The organism is Pseudoalteromonas sp. MB41 (assembly GCF_020966275.1).
Lineage (GTDB): Bacteria > Pseudomonadota > Gammaproteobacteria > Enterobacterales > Alteromonadaceae > Pseudoalteromonas > Pseudoalteromonas lipolytica.
The window spans coordinates 1-16998 of the sequence record NZ_JAJJZF010000017.1 but is presented as its reverse complement, the minus strand read 5'-3'; the positions used below and the strand labels follow the sequence as shown (position 1 = coordinate 16998).

General features: G+C 39.9%; 17 protein-coding genes and 1 pseudogene. 12 read left to right on the top strand and 6 right to left on the bottom strand.

Annotated elements, in window-relative coordinates; genetic code table 11:
• Positions 1–106: 106 nt before the first annotated feature.
• Positions 107–1801 carry a M1 family metallopeptidase gene (locus tag LPA49_RS15330; RefSeq protein WP_230237046.1) on the top strand — a complete coding sequence of 565 codons (1695 nt, stop codon included), beginning with the start codon at positions 107–109 and terminating at the stop codon, positions 1799–1801.
• A 47-nt stretch (positions 1802–1848) separates the two neighbouring features.
• Here LPA49_RS15330 and LPA49_RS15325 read toward each other — a convergent pair whose 3' ends face one another.
• Together LPA49_RS15325 and LPA49_RS15320 are read right to left on the bottom strand one after the other, a co-directional pair.
• A complete protein-coding gene (locus LPA49_RS15325) occupies positions 1849–2802 on the bottom strand; it encodes a carbohydrate kinase (protein ID WP_230237043.1) in 954 nt (317 codons plus the stop codon).
• Positions 2802–4019 carry an AGE family epimerase/isomerase gene (locus tag LPA49_RS15320; protein ID WP_230237040.1) on the bottom strand — a complete coding sequence of 406 codons (1218 nt, stop codon included), beginning with the start codon at positions 4017–4019 and terminating at the stop codon, positions 2802–2804. The genes LPA49_RS15325 and LPA49_RS15320 overlap by 1 nt, the downstream gene beginning before the upstream one ends.
• Positions 4020–4156: 137 nt before the next feature.
• On the opposite strand from LPA49_RS15320, the gene LPA49_RS15315 reads away from it, so the two are divergent.
• The 6 genes from LPA49_RS15315 (at position 4157) to LPA49_RS15290 (ending at position 11099) form a co-directional block, all read left to right on the top strand.
• Positions 4157–5428, top strand: a complete 1272-nt coding sequence (locus tag LPA49_RS15315) for a sugar MFS transporter (protein WP_230237037.1) — start codon at positions 4157–4159, stop codon at positions 5426–5428.
• Between the two features lie 328 nt (positions 5429–5756).
• Entirely contained in the window at positions 5757–7646 is a 1890-nt protein-coding gene (locus LPA49_RS15310; protein ID WP_065979075.1) for a methyl-accepting chemotaxis protein, read from the top strand.
• 14 nt (positions 7647–7660) lie between these two features.
• Positions 7661–8740 carry a GGDEF domain-containing protein gene (locus tag LPA49_RS15305; RefSeq protein WP_230237035.1) on the top strand — a complete coding sequence of 360 codons (1080 nt, stop codon included), beginning with the start codon at positions 7661–7663 and terminating at the stop codon, positions 8738–8740.
• Complete coding sequence (locus LPA49_RS15300; protein ID WP_230237032.1) at positions 8741–9346, top strand: DsbA family protein; 606 nt, start codon at positions 8741–8743, stop codon at positions 9344–9346.
• 345 nt (positions 9347–9691) lie between these two features.
• Positions 9692–10054 (top strand): GFA family protein, encoded by a 363-nt coding sequence (locus LPA49_RS15295; RefSeq protein ID WP_083422900.1) that lies wholly within the window; start codon positions 9692–9694, stop codon positions 10052–10054.
• A 127-nt stretch (positions 10055–10181) separates the two neighbouring features.
• The gene (locus LPA49_RS15290; protein WP_230237029.1) at positions 10182–11099 is read left to right on the top strand and encodes a DUF5700 domain-containing putative Zn-dependent protease; all 918 of its coding nucleotides are present in this window, start codon (positions 10182–10184) and stop codon (positions 11097–11099) included.
• A gap of 196 nt (positions 11100–11295) precedes the next feature.
• Here the strand turns inward: LPA49_RS15290 and LPA49_RS15285 are convergent, their stop codons facing one another.
• From LPA49_RS15285 to LPA49_RS15275, 3 genes are all read right to left on the bottom strand, one after another.
• The gene (locus LPA49_RS15285) at positions 11296–11610 is read right to left on the bottom strand and encodes a hypothetical protein (protein WP_036971883.1); all 315 of its coding nucleotides are present in this window, start codon (positions 11608–11610) and stop codon (positions 11296–11298) included.
• A gap of 163 nt (positions 11611–11773) precedes the next feature.
• Complete coding sequence (locus LPA49_RS15280; protein ID WP_036971881.1) at positions 11774–12079, bottom strand: hypothetical protein; 306 nt, start codon at positions 12077–12079, stop codon at positions 11774–11776.
• Positions 12080–12150: 71 nt separating this feature from the next.
• Positions 12151–13320, bottom strand: coding sequence for an acyltransferase family protein (locus LPA49_RS15275; protein WP_036971879.1), 1170 nt, complete (start codon positions 13318–13320; stop codon positions 12151–12153).
• A 150-nt stretch (positions 13321–13470) separates the two neighbouring features.
• On the opposite strand from LPA49_RS15275, the gene LPA49_RS15270 reads away from it, so the two are divergent.
• Together LPA49_RS15270 and LPA49_RS15265 are read left to right on the top strand one after the other, a co-directional pair.
• Entirely contained in the window at positions 13471–14616 is a 1146-nt protein-coding gene (locus LPA49_RS15270) for a sensor histidine kinase (protein ID WP_230237027.1), read from the top strand.
• Positions 14594–15208, top strand: a complete 615-nt coding sequence (locus LPA49_RS15265) for a response regulator transcription factor (RefSeq protein WP_036971875.1) — start codon at positions 14594–14596, stop codon at positions 15206–15208. Before LPA49_RS15270 ends, LPA49_RS15265 begins: the two co-directional genes overlap by 23 nt.
• Before the next feature lie 21 nt (positions 15209–15229).
• Here the strand turns inward: LPA49_RS15265 and LPA49_RS15260 are convergent, their stop codons facing one another.
• Entirely contained in the window at positions 15230–15394 is a 165-nt protein-coding gene (locus tag LPA49_RS15260) for a hypothetical protein (RefSeq protein ID WP_155950849.1), read from the bottom strand.
• Between the two features lie 399 nt (positions 15395–15793).
• Here LPA49_RS15260 and LPA49_RS15255 point away from each other — a divergent pair, with 399 nt between their 5' ends.
• The 3 genes and pseudogenes from LPA49_RS15255 to LPA49_RS15245 form a co-directional block, all read left to right on the top strand.
• Entirely contained in the window at positions 15794–16189 is a 396-nt protein-coding gene (locus LPA49_RS15255) for a GFA family protein (protein WP_065979133.1), read from the top strand.
• 145 nt (positions 16190–16334) lie between these two features.
• Positions 16335–16616 (top strand): hypothetical protein, encoded by a 282-nt coding sequence (locus LPA49_RS15250; RefSeq protein WP_065979132.1) that lies wholly within the window; start codon positions 16335–16337, stop codon positions 16614–16616.
• A 225-nt stretch (positions 16617–16841) separates the two neighbouring features.
• A pseudogene (locus LPA49_RS15245) lies at positions 16842–16998 on the top strand (IS5/IS1182 family transposase); the annotation flags it as partial.

Below are 16998 nucleotides of genomic sequence, written 5' to 3'. Positions count from 1 at the left end.
ACAATGATAAGATTTTTGTAACAGGGTAATTCAACGCAAATCGCTGTATTACCTATAAAGCTATGCGATAAATGAAATAATAAAAATAATGAATGGAGAAGGTGTTTTGCAGGGTATTAATTTAATTAAATCAACAGCTGCTGCTGTTATAAGTGCAATTTTATTGGGGTGCAGTACAAACCCATTACCCCTAGACCCTGTTATTGGTGACACAGGACAAGCGCTATCAGAGATTGCTATTAAGACTGATGTTACACATTACGATTTAGCACTTGAAGTCATACCAAATAAGAAACGATTAAAGGGGCTATCAAAAACCGACTTTACAATTTTAGCACCCACTCGGTTTGTCGAACTTAAACTGGATAGCCGATTTACTATTACCGCGATTACCTCACAAGATAAGCCACTTAACTTTAAACGCAATCAAGGTGTGATCACCATTGATTTAGGTGAACAAAAAGCGCCAGGGAGTGTCGCTACGGTGTCCGTTGCTTATGAAGGGCAACCACATATTGCTAAAAATGCACCATGGGATGGGGGTTTTGTTTTTTCACAAACCGAATCGGGTGAGCCATGGATTGCAACGGCAGTGCAAGGGGAAGGGTGTGACTTGTTCTGGCCTTGCAAAGATCATTTTGCAGACAAAGCCGATAGTATGCGTATTCGTTTAACTGTGCCAAATGGTTTAAGTGCAGTGAGTAATGGTGTACTGCAAACTATCACGCAACTGAGTGATAATAAGCAACAATTCGATTGGTTATTATCGGTGCCAGCAAGTGATTACAATATTGCGATTAATATTGGGCCCTATACGCGTATTCAAACAGAGTATACCAGTGTGAATGGCGCGACGGTGCCTATTGAGTTTTGGTCTCTCACACAAAATGAGCAAAAAGCACGCGAGCTTATCGACAATGATTTACGCCAGCAGGTGACGTTTTTTGAGAAAATGCTCGGACCCTATCCTTGGGGCGGTGAAAAGTTAGGCTTTGTTGAAACGCCACACTTAGGCATGGAGCATCAAACAGTCAATGCGTATGGCAAAAAGTATGCGCGTGATCCCAATGGATATGATTGGTTATTACAGCATGAGCTTGCCCATGAATGGTTTGGCAATTTAATGACCCACGAAAAGCTTAATGATGCATGGCTTCATGAGGGGTTTGGTTTTTATATGCAACCCAGTTACAGCTTATATAAATTTGGTGACGCAGCCTACAATCACAGTATGTATAAAGCCTATTTAGGTCTTAAAAACTGTGCGCCAGTTGTGCTTGAAGGTCAAATTACATCTGACCAAGCGTTTAACTCTGATATTTATGGTAAGGGTGGCTGGACACTGCATACTCTTCGCTGGCTTATCGGTGAAGACGTATTTTGGCAAGCAACACGAGAGCTGCTTTACGGTGTGAATAACACCGCATCGTTAACCTACCCAATTGCGCCTCGTTATCGCAACACCGACGAGTTTATTAGCATTGTTAATCGTTTAACAGGTAAAGACTATCAATGGTTTTTTGATGTGTATCTAAAGCAGGCTGAATTACCTGAGCTTGAAGTAACACAAACACCACATAACATTACGTTAAGTTGGAATACAGCCTCGTTAAAAGGGAATAAATTTCCGATGCCGATCCCTGTAGAAATTAATGGAGAGTCGAACACCTATTACCCTAAAGAGGGTCGTATAAATATTGCTATTCAGCAAGGAGACCATGTTGTTATTGATCCGCAAATGAAAGTGCTTAGATATTTACCGATTATAGACAAATGCTCGAATGAAGAGTCAAAGTTGTAACGAAGAAAATGAACACGGCATGTGTGATTGCCGTGTTCACTGTTAATTTAGGCTAAATCTGCTGCACTTGGCAATGACGCAAATGCGCCATAGCGACTCACTGCAAAAGCGCCCGCTTTGGCGGCGTAAGCAATCGTCTGTTCTATATTCGCTTGTGTTTGGCAAAACTCTTTAAAACGTTGCTTATTTTCACAGTGCTGGCCAATCTTTGACAGCATACCGCCAATAAAGGCATCGCCAGCGGCAGTGGTATCAACAACGTTGGTGGCTGGTGGGCTTACTTGGCCTTTAAAATCAGCGTGATAAACGTTAATTGCTTCACCGCCATTGGTAACGAGCAAACAGGTTACACCTGCCTTTAAAATGGTATCAATGGTATGTTCAAGTGGCATTGCCTGATGACTTTTTTGATTTAGAAACTCAAGTTCTTCAAATGAAAGTTTTACGATATCTGACAAAGAGATAACATGCCACATTCTATCTAGCGTATGGCGCATGCTTGGCCACAGGTTTTCGCGCAGATTCATGTCAAAACTACAAATTGCACCGGCTTTTTTCGCCTGAGTAAGGCCGTAAATCGTTGTTTGATAGATGTTGTGCTCAGTAAGGCTGTTACTACATACATGCATAATGGCATGTTCAGCAAACATCGAACTGTTAAAGTCATCTACCCGATAAAGTAAATCGGCCGCGGGTGGGCGATAAAAGCTAAATGAACGTTCGCCGCTTTCATCTAGTGAAACAAAGGCGAGTGCTGTTTTAGCGGCATCGGTAAATTGGCAATAATCGGTGTTAACGCCATGCTGTGCCAGCTCATCTTTTATAAAGCGTCCAAACATATCATCGCCAAGCATGCCACAAAAACTGGTTTTTAATCCTAGCTTTGCTGCTGCAACAGCCACGTTAGCAGGCGCACCACCTGCATATTTGGTAAATGATTCAGGCTGTTTGCCGTCAGACAAAAAGTCAATTAGCGCTTCGCCAAAACACACTAAGCTCATTATGTATTCCTCAATGTTATTACTTTTAATACTTCGTAGCAGGCACCCATTGTGTGGTAATCGGTTTTTCCCGCAGGTGATTTTTCGTCACTGTATGCCTGATTGTTTGCTGATAAAATTCTAAACCATGCCCCATACTGATGATCTACCATATGTTGCCAACTGTATTGCCAAATTTTCTCATACCAAAGCCAATATGTATCATCGTGTGTAGCATCAGCGAGTAGGGCGGCAGCGGCCAATGATTCGGCCTGAACCCAAAAGTATTTATCGCTGTCGCAAATCTGTTTATCTGGCGCAAAACCATAAAAAATACCGCCGTGCTCGTTATCCCATGCAATAGCCAATGTGTCATCAAATAACGTTTTAGCCCGCTCAACTAGCCAAGGTAATTCAACATGGCGATTTAAAATCAGTAACAGTTTAGCCCATTCAGTTTGGTGGCCTGGTTGAAAGCCCCACGGTCTAAATAAATGGCGAGGGTCATCTTTATTGTAATCAAAGTCGAGCTGCCAATCTTGATGGTAATGCTCCCATACAAACTGCTGACTTTTTGCCGCCAACTTTAGTGTGAATGTCTGTGCTAACAGCAGCGCGCGGTCTAAATAGTGGTGCTGATTAGTGGCTTCAAAACACATCAAAAGTGCTTCGCATAGGTGCATATTGGCATTTTGACCGCGGTAAGTGTCGGCTTGACTAAAATCGGCAGTGTATTCGTCTAAATAGGCATTATTTTTGGCATCAAAATAATGGGTTTCAAGTAAATTCCATACTTGCGAAATGGTATTTTCACACTCGCTGATGCCAGCTTTTAATGCGACTGCATTTGCAAGCAATACAAACGCAAGGCCATAGCAATGATTCGTGTCATCTAAAATGGTGACCTTGCCTTCGTTGGTTTTTTTTAACAGCCACGCATACCCCCCAGATTTTTGCTTATGCACACGCTCAAGGTGGGCTAAGCCATGGTGTGTTAGTCTGAGGTATTCAGGCTCTTTAAAATGCAAATAGGCCATTGCATAATTAAAAACAAAGCGAGTACTGGACACCAAATGACGGGTTTCTTTGTCATAAATCTGACCGTCATCTTTAAAAAATTGATAGAAGCCACCGCAACCATTTGCTGAATTATCAACACAATGCGGATGATAAAAAGCGAGCGTGTCTTTTATGTGCTGCTTTAAGAAATCAGGGCTTTTAAAATCGACAGTATGCATGCTGCCTCCGGTGGTTTTCTTGATTAAAGCAACTATAGCAGGAAATAAATATTTTGGAACGTTCCTATTAAATCTTTGTGCTATTTTTACTTCAATGTGTAGAATCAAGCGTAACTTGTTAACGGAGTGAAAACCACGTGAGTGAAATTAATACAAACCAATCGTTTGTCGCTGAGGGGCCGCTGCAAAATAAAAACTACCTGCTTCCCTTAACGGCAATGACGACCCTGTTCTTTTTATGGGGTTTTATTACAGTTTTAAATGATGTGTTGATCCCGCGCTTAAAAGGCGTCTTTGATTTAACCTATACCGAAGCAATGCTGGTACAGTTTTGCTTCTTTGGCGCCTACTTTATAGTGTCGTTACCAGCCGGTATGTTGGTGAAAAAATTGGGTTATAAGAACGGGGTTCTAACCGGTTTAATCGTTGCGTCAATTGGCTGTATGTTGTTTTACCCTGCTGTTGTAGTGCATGAGTATTGGCTATTTTTAGGTGCGCTTTTTGTACTAGCTGCAGGCATTACAGTGTTACAAGTATCAGCAAATCCTTATGTTGTCGCATTGGGACCTGAGAAAACAGCATCATCTCGCTTAAACCTTGCGCAAGCGCTCAATTCATTGGGCACAACGGTTGGCCCTTATGTTGGCGGGATCTTATTTTTTGGTACCGCAGGCTCATTGGCGGCAAACGCTGCAACGGCTGAGTCTGTTAAGGTTCCATATTTAATGCTAGCAGCAGCGCTGTTAACGATTGCTGTGGTATTTGCGTTCTTTAAATTACCTGTCATTGCCGAGCACACAGAAGAGCAAGACTGCAAAGCAAAAAATCATAGCCTAAAAGAAGCCCCTCATTTAATTATGGGAGTTGTGGGAATTTTTTGTTACGTGGGTGCAGAGGTGTCAATTGGTAGTTTCTTAGTTAATTACTTTGGTGAAGCACATATTGCGGGGCTTGAAGAGCATGCAGCCGCAAGTTTAATTGCGTACTACTGGGGTGGTGCGATGGTGGGCCGCTTTATCGGTTCTGCGGCATTGCAAAAAATAGCCCCTTCTAAAGCGCTGTTCTTTAACGCCATGATGGTTATTGTATTGTTACTTGTGACAATTTTCACAGAAGGTAATGTGGCACTGTACTCTGTGTTGGCGATTGGTTTATTTAACTCAATTATGTTCCCAACCATATTTTCAGTTGCCATTGAAAGCCTAGGTTCATTAACGAGTAAAGGCTCTGGTTGGTTATGTTTAGCCATTGTTGGTGGAGCGCTTGTGCCTTTAGTGCAAGGTGTTGTTGCTGATACCGTTAGTATTCAACAAAGCTTCTTCGTTCCAGTGATTTGCTATGCGTTTATTGCCTGGTATGGCTTGAATGTTGTGCGTCTTGCCGACACGTGGAAAAAACGAATAGGTTAAAGCGGCCTCTTTTTAATGAAAACCCTGCGTTTAAGACGCGGGGTTTTTTTATGCCTGATTACCTTAGCCGTATGATTTTATGAATACGTATTCAGTGATACGTGAACACGCATGGCATAGGAACGTTCCAATAGAAGTGTTGAACTGTGCTGTTGCAATTTGATGTTTGGTTTTCATTATGAGTACACAGAAAGTAATCGATTTTCGTGAAGAAGTGGTTTTAAAAAGCGACGTTTTTATGGTTTTAAGCTAAATTTATAAGACAAAGTGATTTTATTTTGTTAAAAATAAACGGCTAACAACGAAAATAACAACAAATAGGGTTGCCATGCAAAGCACGCTTAAATTTACCACCAAAGTCACCGTAGCTGCGTCATTAGTATTAGTGATAGTGCTGGGTTTATTCACAATTAATAATTTTATCTCAATGCGAAGCCAAACGCAGGAGCAGCTATCTTTAGTTCTGCAAGAGATCTCTCAATCGGTGTCACAAAATATTGCTAACTGGCTTAATGCCAAACTAGCCATCGTGTCTTCTGTGGCTGATACCTACCAATTAGGTGACAGCAAAGCGTTGACCTTAACCCAGCTTAGTACGGCAGACAAAGCGGGCAATTTTAAAAATACGTACATTGGTATTTCAGATGGAACGTTTGTACTTAATGATCAATCTGTTGTATTACCGCCAGACTACGACGCAACAACACGCCCTTGGTATAAGCTTGTTGAAAACAAAACGAATACGGCTTTCACCGCGCCATATATTGATGTAACCACAAACGAATTAACTATTTCGGCTGTCGCGCCAATGCAATCAAATGGTGTATTTAGTGGCGTTGCTGGCGCTGATATCGATATGAAAACCATCACTAAAATCGTTAACGAAATTGACTTTTTAGGGTTTGGTTATGGCTTTTTACTGGATAGTGAAGGACGTATTTTAAGTCATCCCGACACGAAATATAATGATAAAAATATGCGTGACTTGTTTGGCAAAAATCTATCTTTACAGTCAGAGTTTGTTGAAGTGCAAGTTGCGGGCTCAGATAAGCTAGTGTCGTTTACTAAAATAAAAGGCATTAAGAATGTTGATTGGTACTTAGGTGTGGTGATCAACGAAGAGATAGCGTATTCGTCAGTGGCGTCATTTAGAAACATGGCGGCTGTTTACATGCTTATTGGGATTGTTGCGATTGTACTGATGATGCAATTTTTATTGCGTTATTTAATGCGCCCGATGCAGCGCTTAAGCGATGCAATTAAAGACATTGCTCAAGGCGAGGGCGATTTAACACGTCGTCTTGAAATCGAGAATAACGATGAATTTGGCGAATTGAGTCATTACTTCAATGCCTTTATAGAAAAAATTCATAGCTCAATTGAACAAGTAAAAAGTACCACGGTTGAGCTGGAGCGATTAGTTGAAAGCTTAGTAAATCAAACTCAAGGCACACTCGCTATGTACGCTGATCAAACGAAGCGTACAGATAATGTGGCTACGGCAATTAATGAGTTAACTTCAAGTGCAGTCGAAATATCAAACAGTGCTAGTAATGCCTCTAAATTAGCGACAAGTGCAAATAGCCAGTCGCTGCAAAGTCAGTCTGCACTCGCAGACAACTTAAATGCAATTAATGCACTGTCACGTAATATGGAGCAAGCACAAAAAACCATTAACAGCTTAGATGCTCACACGGTCAGTATCGGCCAAGTACTCGAAGTGATTAAAGGGGTAAGCGAGCAAACAAATCTACTTGCTTTAAATGCCGCAATAGAGGCTGCCCGAGCGGGTGAAGCGGGTCGAGGGTTTGCCGTTGTTGCAGACGAAGTACGTCAGCTTGCTCATCGTACACAACAATCAACACAAGAGATCGAAGACACCATAACGCAGTTACAACAGGGCTCGGCGTCAGCAGTTGAAGTAATGACTGCCAGTATTAAAGACAGCGAGAAAAGCGTTGAACAAGCGCATATTGCGGGTGACAAAATGGCCGAGGTTACACAGGCAATCGAGTCAATAGATGAAGTAAATCACAGTGTTGCAAATGCAACAACCGAGCAAAATCATGTTATTCAAAGCTTAGATAGTGATATTCATTCAATAAGTGAGTTGTCTAACCAAGGGCAAAGTAACTTAAACAATACCCTCAATGAGTGCACTAAACTTAAAGCGCAGTTTTATGAACTTGAAAAGCTCGTTCTGAAGTTTAAAGTATAAAGGTATTCTCACTTTTGGATCAAAACTGGCTTAGTGCCATTACCTTAAAAAGTGTCGACACGGCGGACAAACAACGCCGTGCCTTCACGTTATTTACCATGGCCTTTTTTGCCATAGCACTAATTACCACATTACTCATTTTGAACTATCAGGTGTATGCCTTACCGCTTACAGTGATGCTGCTAATAAGCGATATAGCCATAGTCGGGTGTTTACTTTATTACTCTCGAACGGGAAATCTCACTGCAATCGCCTGCATTATCTTATTAATTATTATGCTGTTGTGTATCTCACTGGTGTATACCGGAGGTAAAGAAAATACAGCATTGTATTGGCTAATGTTTTATCCGGTTGCTGCCTATGTCACGCTAGGGCTTAAAGTGGGTAGTGTATTTGTGGCCATTATGTACTTAAGCACTACACTTTTGTTGTTTGGTGCTGATGTTGGTCAGGTAAGCTATGGTCATGTTGAAATGACACGATTTTTGGCCTCGTTCACATTGGTTATTTTGTTCTCTGGGATCAGTGAATTTTTCCGTCAAAAAAGCCATCAAAAAATTGCTGATATTACCCTTATTGAAAAACGTGACGCTTTAACCGACCCACTCACTGGGCTTGCCAATCGTCGCTATATTTATGAGCATATTTGTCCACGCTTAGAATCGGATGCACAACGTCATTTACCCATGTCGATATTGTTAATTGATCTAGATAACTTTAAATTAGTTAATGATACTTACGGCCATGATTTTGGCGATCAGGTTTTGATTGCCTTTACGTCTATGCTTTTCGATAAACTACGCACGACCGATATAAAAGCACGCTATGGAGGAGAAGAATTTATAATTTTATTACCCAATACCGAGCTTAAAACAGCCCATCGCGTTGCTGAAAAATTATGTGCCCATGTTGCCGATAAGCGCATAGCTTATGATGTGGGAATGGCCGTGTCTATTACCTGTAGTATTGGTATCGCGAGCTTAAATCACGCCAGTCAGTTTAGTAAGGCTGTTAAGCAAGCCGATGATAATCTTTACAAGGCTAAAATGGCAGGGCGCAATACTGTTGTATCCAATAAACAAGAAGACGAGTAAATGGCCAGATTAATATATGTTTACGACCCAATGTGCAGTTGGTGTTGGGGGTACAGAGAAACGTGGTTAAAACTGCAGGCTGCGTTAACCGATAAACTCAGCATTGAGTATAAAGTAGGGGGGCTTGCACCTGATAGCGATGAGCCAATGCCTTTAGACATGCAGCAATTTTTACAGCAAACATGGCATCGAATTGAGCAGCAGCTTGGTACGAAATTTAATCATGATTTTTGGCATACAGCTCAACCACGCCGCTCTACCTACCCAGCATGTCGTGCGGTACTTGTTGCAAGGCAACACGTTAAAGAGCCCGAAATGCTCTATGCCATTCAAAAAGCCTACTACTTAAACGCACAAAACCCATCTGACATAAGCACCCTTGCTAATCTCGCAGAGCAAATAGGCTTAGATAAAACAGCCTTTATTAAAGATATTCAAAGTGATGCTATCAATGCGTTATTAATGGCTGAAATAAACGCAGCGCGTTCACTGCCAATCCAAGGCTTTCCTTCTTTAGTGCTCGAAAATAAAGGGGAGTTCCATGTAATCCCAGTTAATTACCTTGATTGGGAAGCCAGTTATCAGCAGATCCTTTCGCTTATATAGTCCCAAAGCCAACTCTTTTGTTTTTTAAGAGGGGAGTCATTTAACGAGGGTTAGTAGGAAAATTTCATATCACTTTTTTTACTAATTATTTATTAGAGCAATCAATTAGTTGAGTAATATTGAAACATTCTTCTATTGTTATGGTTTGAGCGCTTGCATAGTTAAAATAACGACCCAATCACTCGTTTTGTGAGCACGGAAAAAAAAGAGCAACCAACTTTATATATAGCAATCGGTTAATAACTTTGTTAATAATAAGTCTTTAAGATAATTGAGCTTCAGCGTGGTATAAAAATGACCGACTAGCTCGATATATACCTGTTAGGTATTTAGGAGAATCACGGAATGATCGAAGCAAGTTGTCATTGTGGCAACATTAAAATAGCGGTTCCTGAAATCACAGATACGGTTACAAGTTGTAATTGTTCTGCTTGCAGTAAGTATGCATCTTTATGGGCTTACTTTTCACCCAAAGACGTTAAATTTACTACGATAGATAATTCTATTGCTTCATATTCTTGGGGTGATAAAACCATTGAATTCCATCACTGTAATAACTGCGGTTGTTTAACTCATTACACACCAACAGAACTTGGCAATAAAGATAAAATGGCTGTCAATTTTCGTTTAGTAAATGCAAATATTCTTAGCGCTCTTAAAATTAGATATTTTGACGGCGCAGACACATGGAAAGAAATAAAGCAGTAAATGCCTAACAAGGCATTCTAAGTTGGACAAATTGTCGTGAACTTTTTGTTCGTGTCTTGCCTATTTTAGCTAACAGCAATTTGCCGCTTAAAATGGCGTTAACCTTATCAATAATATGTATTTGATTATGCGAAATTTTTATAAAAGCCATCTGCTAACAACACTTTTATTTGGAGTGTTATCATTCAAAACACTTGGCCAAGACCAATCAGCTACCTATGAAATAATTAATCTTGCTGATGATTTTTATTCTGTATATCAGTCAAGCAAAACGTTATCCCCTGAAAAGAGAGCAGAGCAGTTTTCACAATATTTCACCTCTCAGTTTGAGCCTTTCTATAGTAATAAGAGCTTTGTTAAATCTATTGAAAGTTTCAGTGAGATAGAAGACGTATACTTATTAAAAAACAGAGAGTTATCTAAAAATTTAAAGGGTAGCATGGACTCGTTTATTGCTACTTTTGAAGATTTTAAATCTGAAACACCAATATATATACTCCATTCGCTCGGTGGCTTTAATGGGGCAACACGTGATTTGAATGGCAAATCTTACTTAATGTTTGGTGTAGATCTGATGGCTAAATACCATAACTGGAAGAATGACACCCCATTTTTTCATCATGAGCTATTTCATGTTTACCATGAAAACTTTTTTCAATGTAATGATGAACTCTGGTGCTCGCTATGGACTGAGGGCTTAGCAACGTACGTGTCACACCAGCTGAATTCGTCTGCGAGTAATGATGAATTGATGCTAAACATACCTGAAAATATGATTAAAAATGTCCGTTCTAGACTGCGTTATTCGCTGACTGATCTTAAGGGGAAATTTTACTCGAAAAATCCTGAAACATACTCTTCATTCTTCAGTTTCAGAAAAGATGAAACAAATTTGCCATACCGCAGAGGTTATTACCTAGGCTACATTTTAGCTAAAGAAATAGGCAAAGATTACAGTTTAGAAGAGTTGGCTAAAATGGAGAAAAAGACTGTAGAGCTATTATTACTAAAAGCACTTGATTCATTAATCGAATTGCAAGGCTAACAAATAGTTAAACTGGGTCTTAGAACAGTTTATTTTGAATTTCTCACTATTCTAGCAAACTATTTTAAGCCCGTTAACGTTGGGTTATAGATCATAGACTCAACGCGTTCCTGACCTTTGACCGAGATATATTACTCGTCTTTGCCCCTAAATGAGCTAATGTAAATGCTCTAAAGATCTGCTTTGAGCGAAGCAGTCAATCAAAAGTTTTGATGTCTGAAGTCAAGATTTGATCCTCGTTGGCTTTTTCAAAACGAATGGGCACGAGCTTTTGTAATAGTGGCAACACAAGCAAAGGCTCAGAGCGATTATCAATACAAACAACGGCATTTGCACTACTCAGCGCTCTCACCAATGCGTTAACAGGGGCTATATCGTCCAAAGACTCAATAAAACAATTGTCTTTCTCAAACTTACTAATATCGTCGAAATACGCATCAGGCGAAAAACAATATAACTCAAGCGGCTTAACTACCGCGTTATTGTTGTTTGATAGTTTTTTCCCTAACACGATGAGTGGATGAGCTTTTTATCCAATCCGAGCTTAAGCAAAAGCATATTTATTAAATCCATGTACTTCACTGAATACCAAATTAAAATAGCGTCATATTTTTATCGTGCATTATTAGGTACATTAAAACAATAGCTATTTTGATGAATTACCAGCGATTGCGCTATGCACTATGAGTAAGTAATTTAATCCATTCATCTGCGTTTGACACAATGAATTGATATTTATTACCATCTTTTAATATGATTTCAATTGCATCACGTGTATAAGGCAAAATACCTGCAACTTTACCAGTACACTTACTCACTTTGACAATTTCACGCTGTGCAAACATATAAGGTCCTAACCCAAATTGCGCATTAAACGGTGCAAAATGAATATCGGTGTTGGTTAGCCAAAATCTACCGTCGGCTTTGATTGTCCCTTGTTGAATCGTGGCGATTGACGATTTGATTGTTATTGCATGCATAATAGTATCTCTTGATGTAGCTCTTAATGTGTCAGTTTTGCTGCTTTTAAGTCATTACCAAGTGACGACATTTAGGCTGACTGTATTATCTTTCTCTTGGTTTGCCTACCGTTAAGTAGTGCGCCAAACCATGTATTTTTAACTAATAATAAATAACTTATTTGACCTATAAGTAATGTTACAACCACGCTAACTATAAACTTTACTAAAACAGGCAAATTAGTATTAATCAATGGCATCTGAATATAAATCAGCACTGGCACATGTATTAAATAAATCCAATATGATGCATTTGATATGCTGCGACTGAGCTTACTTTTGTGATTTAAAAAACGATGCCCAAGTAAAAACGTTATGGCGGTTAACAAAATAACACTCAGTCCTTGTGATAAAACATGCAATACATATAGCTCTCCCGCTGCGGAAAAAGACCCCGTAGTTGCGGCAGCAATCACTTCATCTAAGCTTGGCGCGGCTGGTAATAAAGAAAAATAGCCAGTCAGTGATATTGCAACACCCAAAATAAGAGGCCATAAGTACCTATGATATGACGAAATGAGCTGTTGTTTTCTATAAAGCCCTACTCCTAAACAATAAAAACTGCCGTAAAAACCATACGACCACAACTGTGGCGTGAGCTTATCGGGAGCTGGGAATGGAATAGATTGCCCCATCAAAGAAAGCGTTAACACGATGGGAAGTACAACCCACATAAATAAAGGGTGAACGCTAAGCGCATCGAATTTATTACCTAATAAGTTAGTTGTTTTCAACAACCAATGAATTAAGCAAAACTGATATAAATTCCACAAAAACCATAAGTGCATAGTGCTAACAACAGGCTCTTTAATGACTTGAAACACAGCAAAAATTGGCGGTATTGGATTAGCTATATCGGCTCCAAAACTCAAGGCATGGTAGTAAATAGCAAAGCTTAGCGGTAAAAAAACAATAAAAGGCAGTAATATATGTTGACTGCGATGGCGTAAAAATCGCGCGTTGCTCGATTTATCTATTAAAAGTGCACTGCAAAACCCTGCAATAATAAAAAATAACGGCATCCGAAATAAGTGCAGCGTATGCGTAATATAATCAAATAGACCATGTGTGCTTGGGTCTGCCGTAAACCAAATATTGCTAAAGAACGGACTGTAGGCTAAAGCGGCATGAAATACTATGCCGAGCAATAGCGCGAGGCTGCGTAAATTATCAATGTAATGTAATCGACTGTCTTTATTCATTAATGTGCCCAACTAATTTTTATTAATAAAGCATAAATGATTGAGGCATAATGGCACTAGTCACAAAGCTCATAGCCCGAGCTATGACAGATGTCACTGTTTTTAAATCGCGAGTTCTGCAATAATTGCTAAAAAAATATGGTCATAGTAATGGAATCAACTATACGACATACAACCGATTGGCATTTCTCAACATTGGCATCGTGGCTTGGGGTGACATCGGCGTGTGCCTATTATGCAAACTCAGAATTAGCACTATATTTGCAAGTCATAGTAAGTGGTTCCATTTTAGCCATTTTGCTGTATGTGTTAAAACAACCCAATAAATTTGTTCACGGCGTAGCACTTGGCTATTTCCTGCTTATTTTGGTTATGATACAACTGAGTTCAACGTCCTTAGTTTTTATCCACCTAGTGATGTTTACCGCGGTTTTTAGTCCTCATTTTTCGCTTCCTAAAATACTGGCTTGCGTTGTGGCCGCCATGCTGGTGTATGGTTTAACGCATTATGCGCGCTGGGAAAATGGCATTCCTTGGATCACGTTTACAATTTGGTTTTTCTTTTGCTTGATGAATTGGTTTGTCAGTCGCCGGATTGTCGAAAGTTTAAATACACATTACCAATCCCGCCAAAACTACAAAGAGTTAAAAGCCACCCAACACATGATGGGGGTGATGCATGCAGCGCAAGAGCGACAAAAGATATCACGCGAGCTCCATGACTCACTCGGCCATAAGCTTACCGCGCTCAGCATTAATTTAGATTTTGCTAAAAGAGCAGCAAATGAAGCCACCGTTGAAACCCTCTCTCTTTGCCACCAACTTAGCCAAGAAGTATTGGCAGAAGTGCGCGAAATCGTTTCCACTCAACGCAATGACAATACGATACTTAAACAAGCTCTTGAGGCGATTTGCGAACTAACACCTAATTTACACTGTGATCTCCAACTAAGTAAGGAGACAGAGCAGCTCCCTCAAGACTACGCCCTTTGTGTATTGCGGTTTACCCAAGAGATGATCAGCAACACCCTTAAACATACCCAAGCAAACCATTTTACTTTGCATGTAAATGTCACCCACGTTGGCGAACAGCTGCTGTTAGTTGCAAAAGCGTATCACAATCAACCAGAGACCCATTTACCAAAACAAGGGAACGGATTAGCAGGATTAAATGAGCGAATGGCACAATTTAGCGGTGAATTTTCACAACACCTTGAGCAAGAAACACTGATCAATACCATGACATTACCACTAAATTTAGAAGAAAAAAGCCATGATAAAGTGCCTACTAGTTGAAGATCAGACATTAGTTCGTTTAGGCCTCGCTAATTTACTTAACCTTGATAGCGCCATTAATATCGAAGCCCAAGCTGAAGATGGCTTGCAAGCGCTTACACTATTAGCTGAGCATAGTTTTGACATTGCTTTACTCGATATGAGAATGCCGAATTTAGATGGGCTCGGCGTGCTGCAAAAAATGCGTGAAAAGGGTGATAAAACCCCTGTGCTGATCATTACCACATTTGAAGATTGTGATGTATTAGTCAAAGCCCTTAATCTAGGTGCTCGTGGGTATGTGCTTAAAAACATTGAACTTGAAGAACTCATTAGCGCTATAAAGCAGGTCGTTGCAGGTGAGCGAGTATTGCAAAGTGCGGTGACTGATTTTTTACTCAAAAAGGAACTAAGCCCTCAGCTCTGCTTAACGGACAAAGAACAAACCGTATTGCAGTGTTTGTCTTTAGGTATGCCAAACAAAATGATTGCCAAAAAATTAGATAACTCTGAGGGGACTATTCGTAATCATGTGTCACAAATTCTTGCCAAATTAGACGTGAAAGACCGCACTCAGGCCGTTATAAAAGCCATTAATCAAAACCTAATTTAACACGCGAACAACACCAAATTACTATTTTTGATTAGGCTTAAGTGGTGCAATCAACATAAATAAGAGTAAACAAAACCAACTAATAAACAAACAGGCGACTATCCATGCGAGCTTTTCTTGGCGTTCCACTTTTTGTGACCTAGCAATGAGTATGATTGGCATCACCCAAATTTTGATTTCAGACATTAAAGATCTTCAGTGTCTGCTCATGGCACCGAACCGCCCGTCGACTCTAACTCATAACTGCCCCAAGACGTGTTTAGGAGAATTTCTAAAAATAGTGAACTTCGGCCGTTCACAATTGCTTTTCTATTTCGTCAAGGTATATTGCTTGCATAGTCAGGAAAGCAACACAATCGCTCGTTTTTGTCCTGAGGCAAAAGCTAGGACTACTGCATTTTAGTAGTAATGGCAATTAGTTAAGAAGTTTGTTACAAATGAGTCATTCAGAAAAGCGAGCGACGCAGTGGTAGAAAAACGCGCGATTCGCTCGCTATAAACATGTTATGCATAATTTAACCTGTACATATATACAGCTAGTGCTATTATCTTGTTAAACAAACTGCGTTTATAAAAGGGATCAAGATGATTAAAGGAAGCTGCTGTTGTAACTCGGTTCAATTCGAATTAGTTGAAAAGCCAAGTATGATGGGTATGTGCCATTGTAGTCGTTGTCGTAAAGTTGGTGCGAGTTCATTAGTTTTTGTTAAGTCTGATAAGTTTAAGATAACTACAGGTCGAGATAAAATAGCTACGTTTAAAGCTCAGCCGCCATATGAATACGACAGATGTTTTTGTTCAGTTTGTGGGACTTCTCTTGGTGAGGTTCTATCTGAAATGGATTCGTTTCCAATCAATGCTAATTGCTTAGATACTGAGTTTGAAATAGAAAATCAATTTCATGAGTTTGTTTCGGAAAAGCCACATTGGTTTAAAATTGGAGACCGCGCAAAACAATTTCCTAAACATCCACACGAATAGGAGAAAATATGCATAACAAAGCGTTTAAGAGGGATTCACAACGCTTGGCATTTTTAGTTTGAATCGGTTTAAGTGATTACGACACAATGGCTTAGGTTAGGTGGTTGGCGTTGTTCACCCCTTAACGCGGCGTTATGTGTAAATTATGACCATAGAAACATTCAACCATATTGAAGCTGGCTTATGGTTCAGTATTGGCTTAGGGATGCTAATTACTGCTGTCATTAGGCGCAGAGATAATCGTTGGCTAACGCTTTTGCTGGTAGCTACGGTTGCATTCACTCTATTTGGCGTATCAGACATAATCGAAGCTGAGACAGGAGCATGGTGGAAACCGTTGGAACTATTGGCTCTTAAAGCCACCTGTGTTTTAACTTTTATATGGTGCTATCTCAAAGGGAAAAAATTAAGTGCCCAAAACACATAATAAGCGCCATTTAAACGCCGCTGCGCGGCTCATTTCGCAACACGCTGATCGCGTTTGTGGCGGCCGTTACCACCGTCCGCTTCTGGCCCAGACTGTGTGAAAACTCTGATCACCTTTTGGTCTAAGTATGTTCTGCTTATGATCTATTAATCTATACATTTAGTTCACTTAATATACTGATATTTATATAATTAGACTATTGATTCAGTTGAGGGTTGAGGCAGTATGTCAAAGTTTATAAGCGGTGAAAGTCGTGACCAATCAACGTTATTTCCAGAATCGTTGGAAGACTACGTCAGTGAAGATAATACGGTCAGAGTGATTGATGTTTTCATTGAGGAACTAAATCTAGCTGAATTGGAGTTTAAAGGGTTAACTTTAA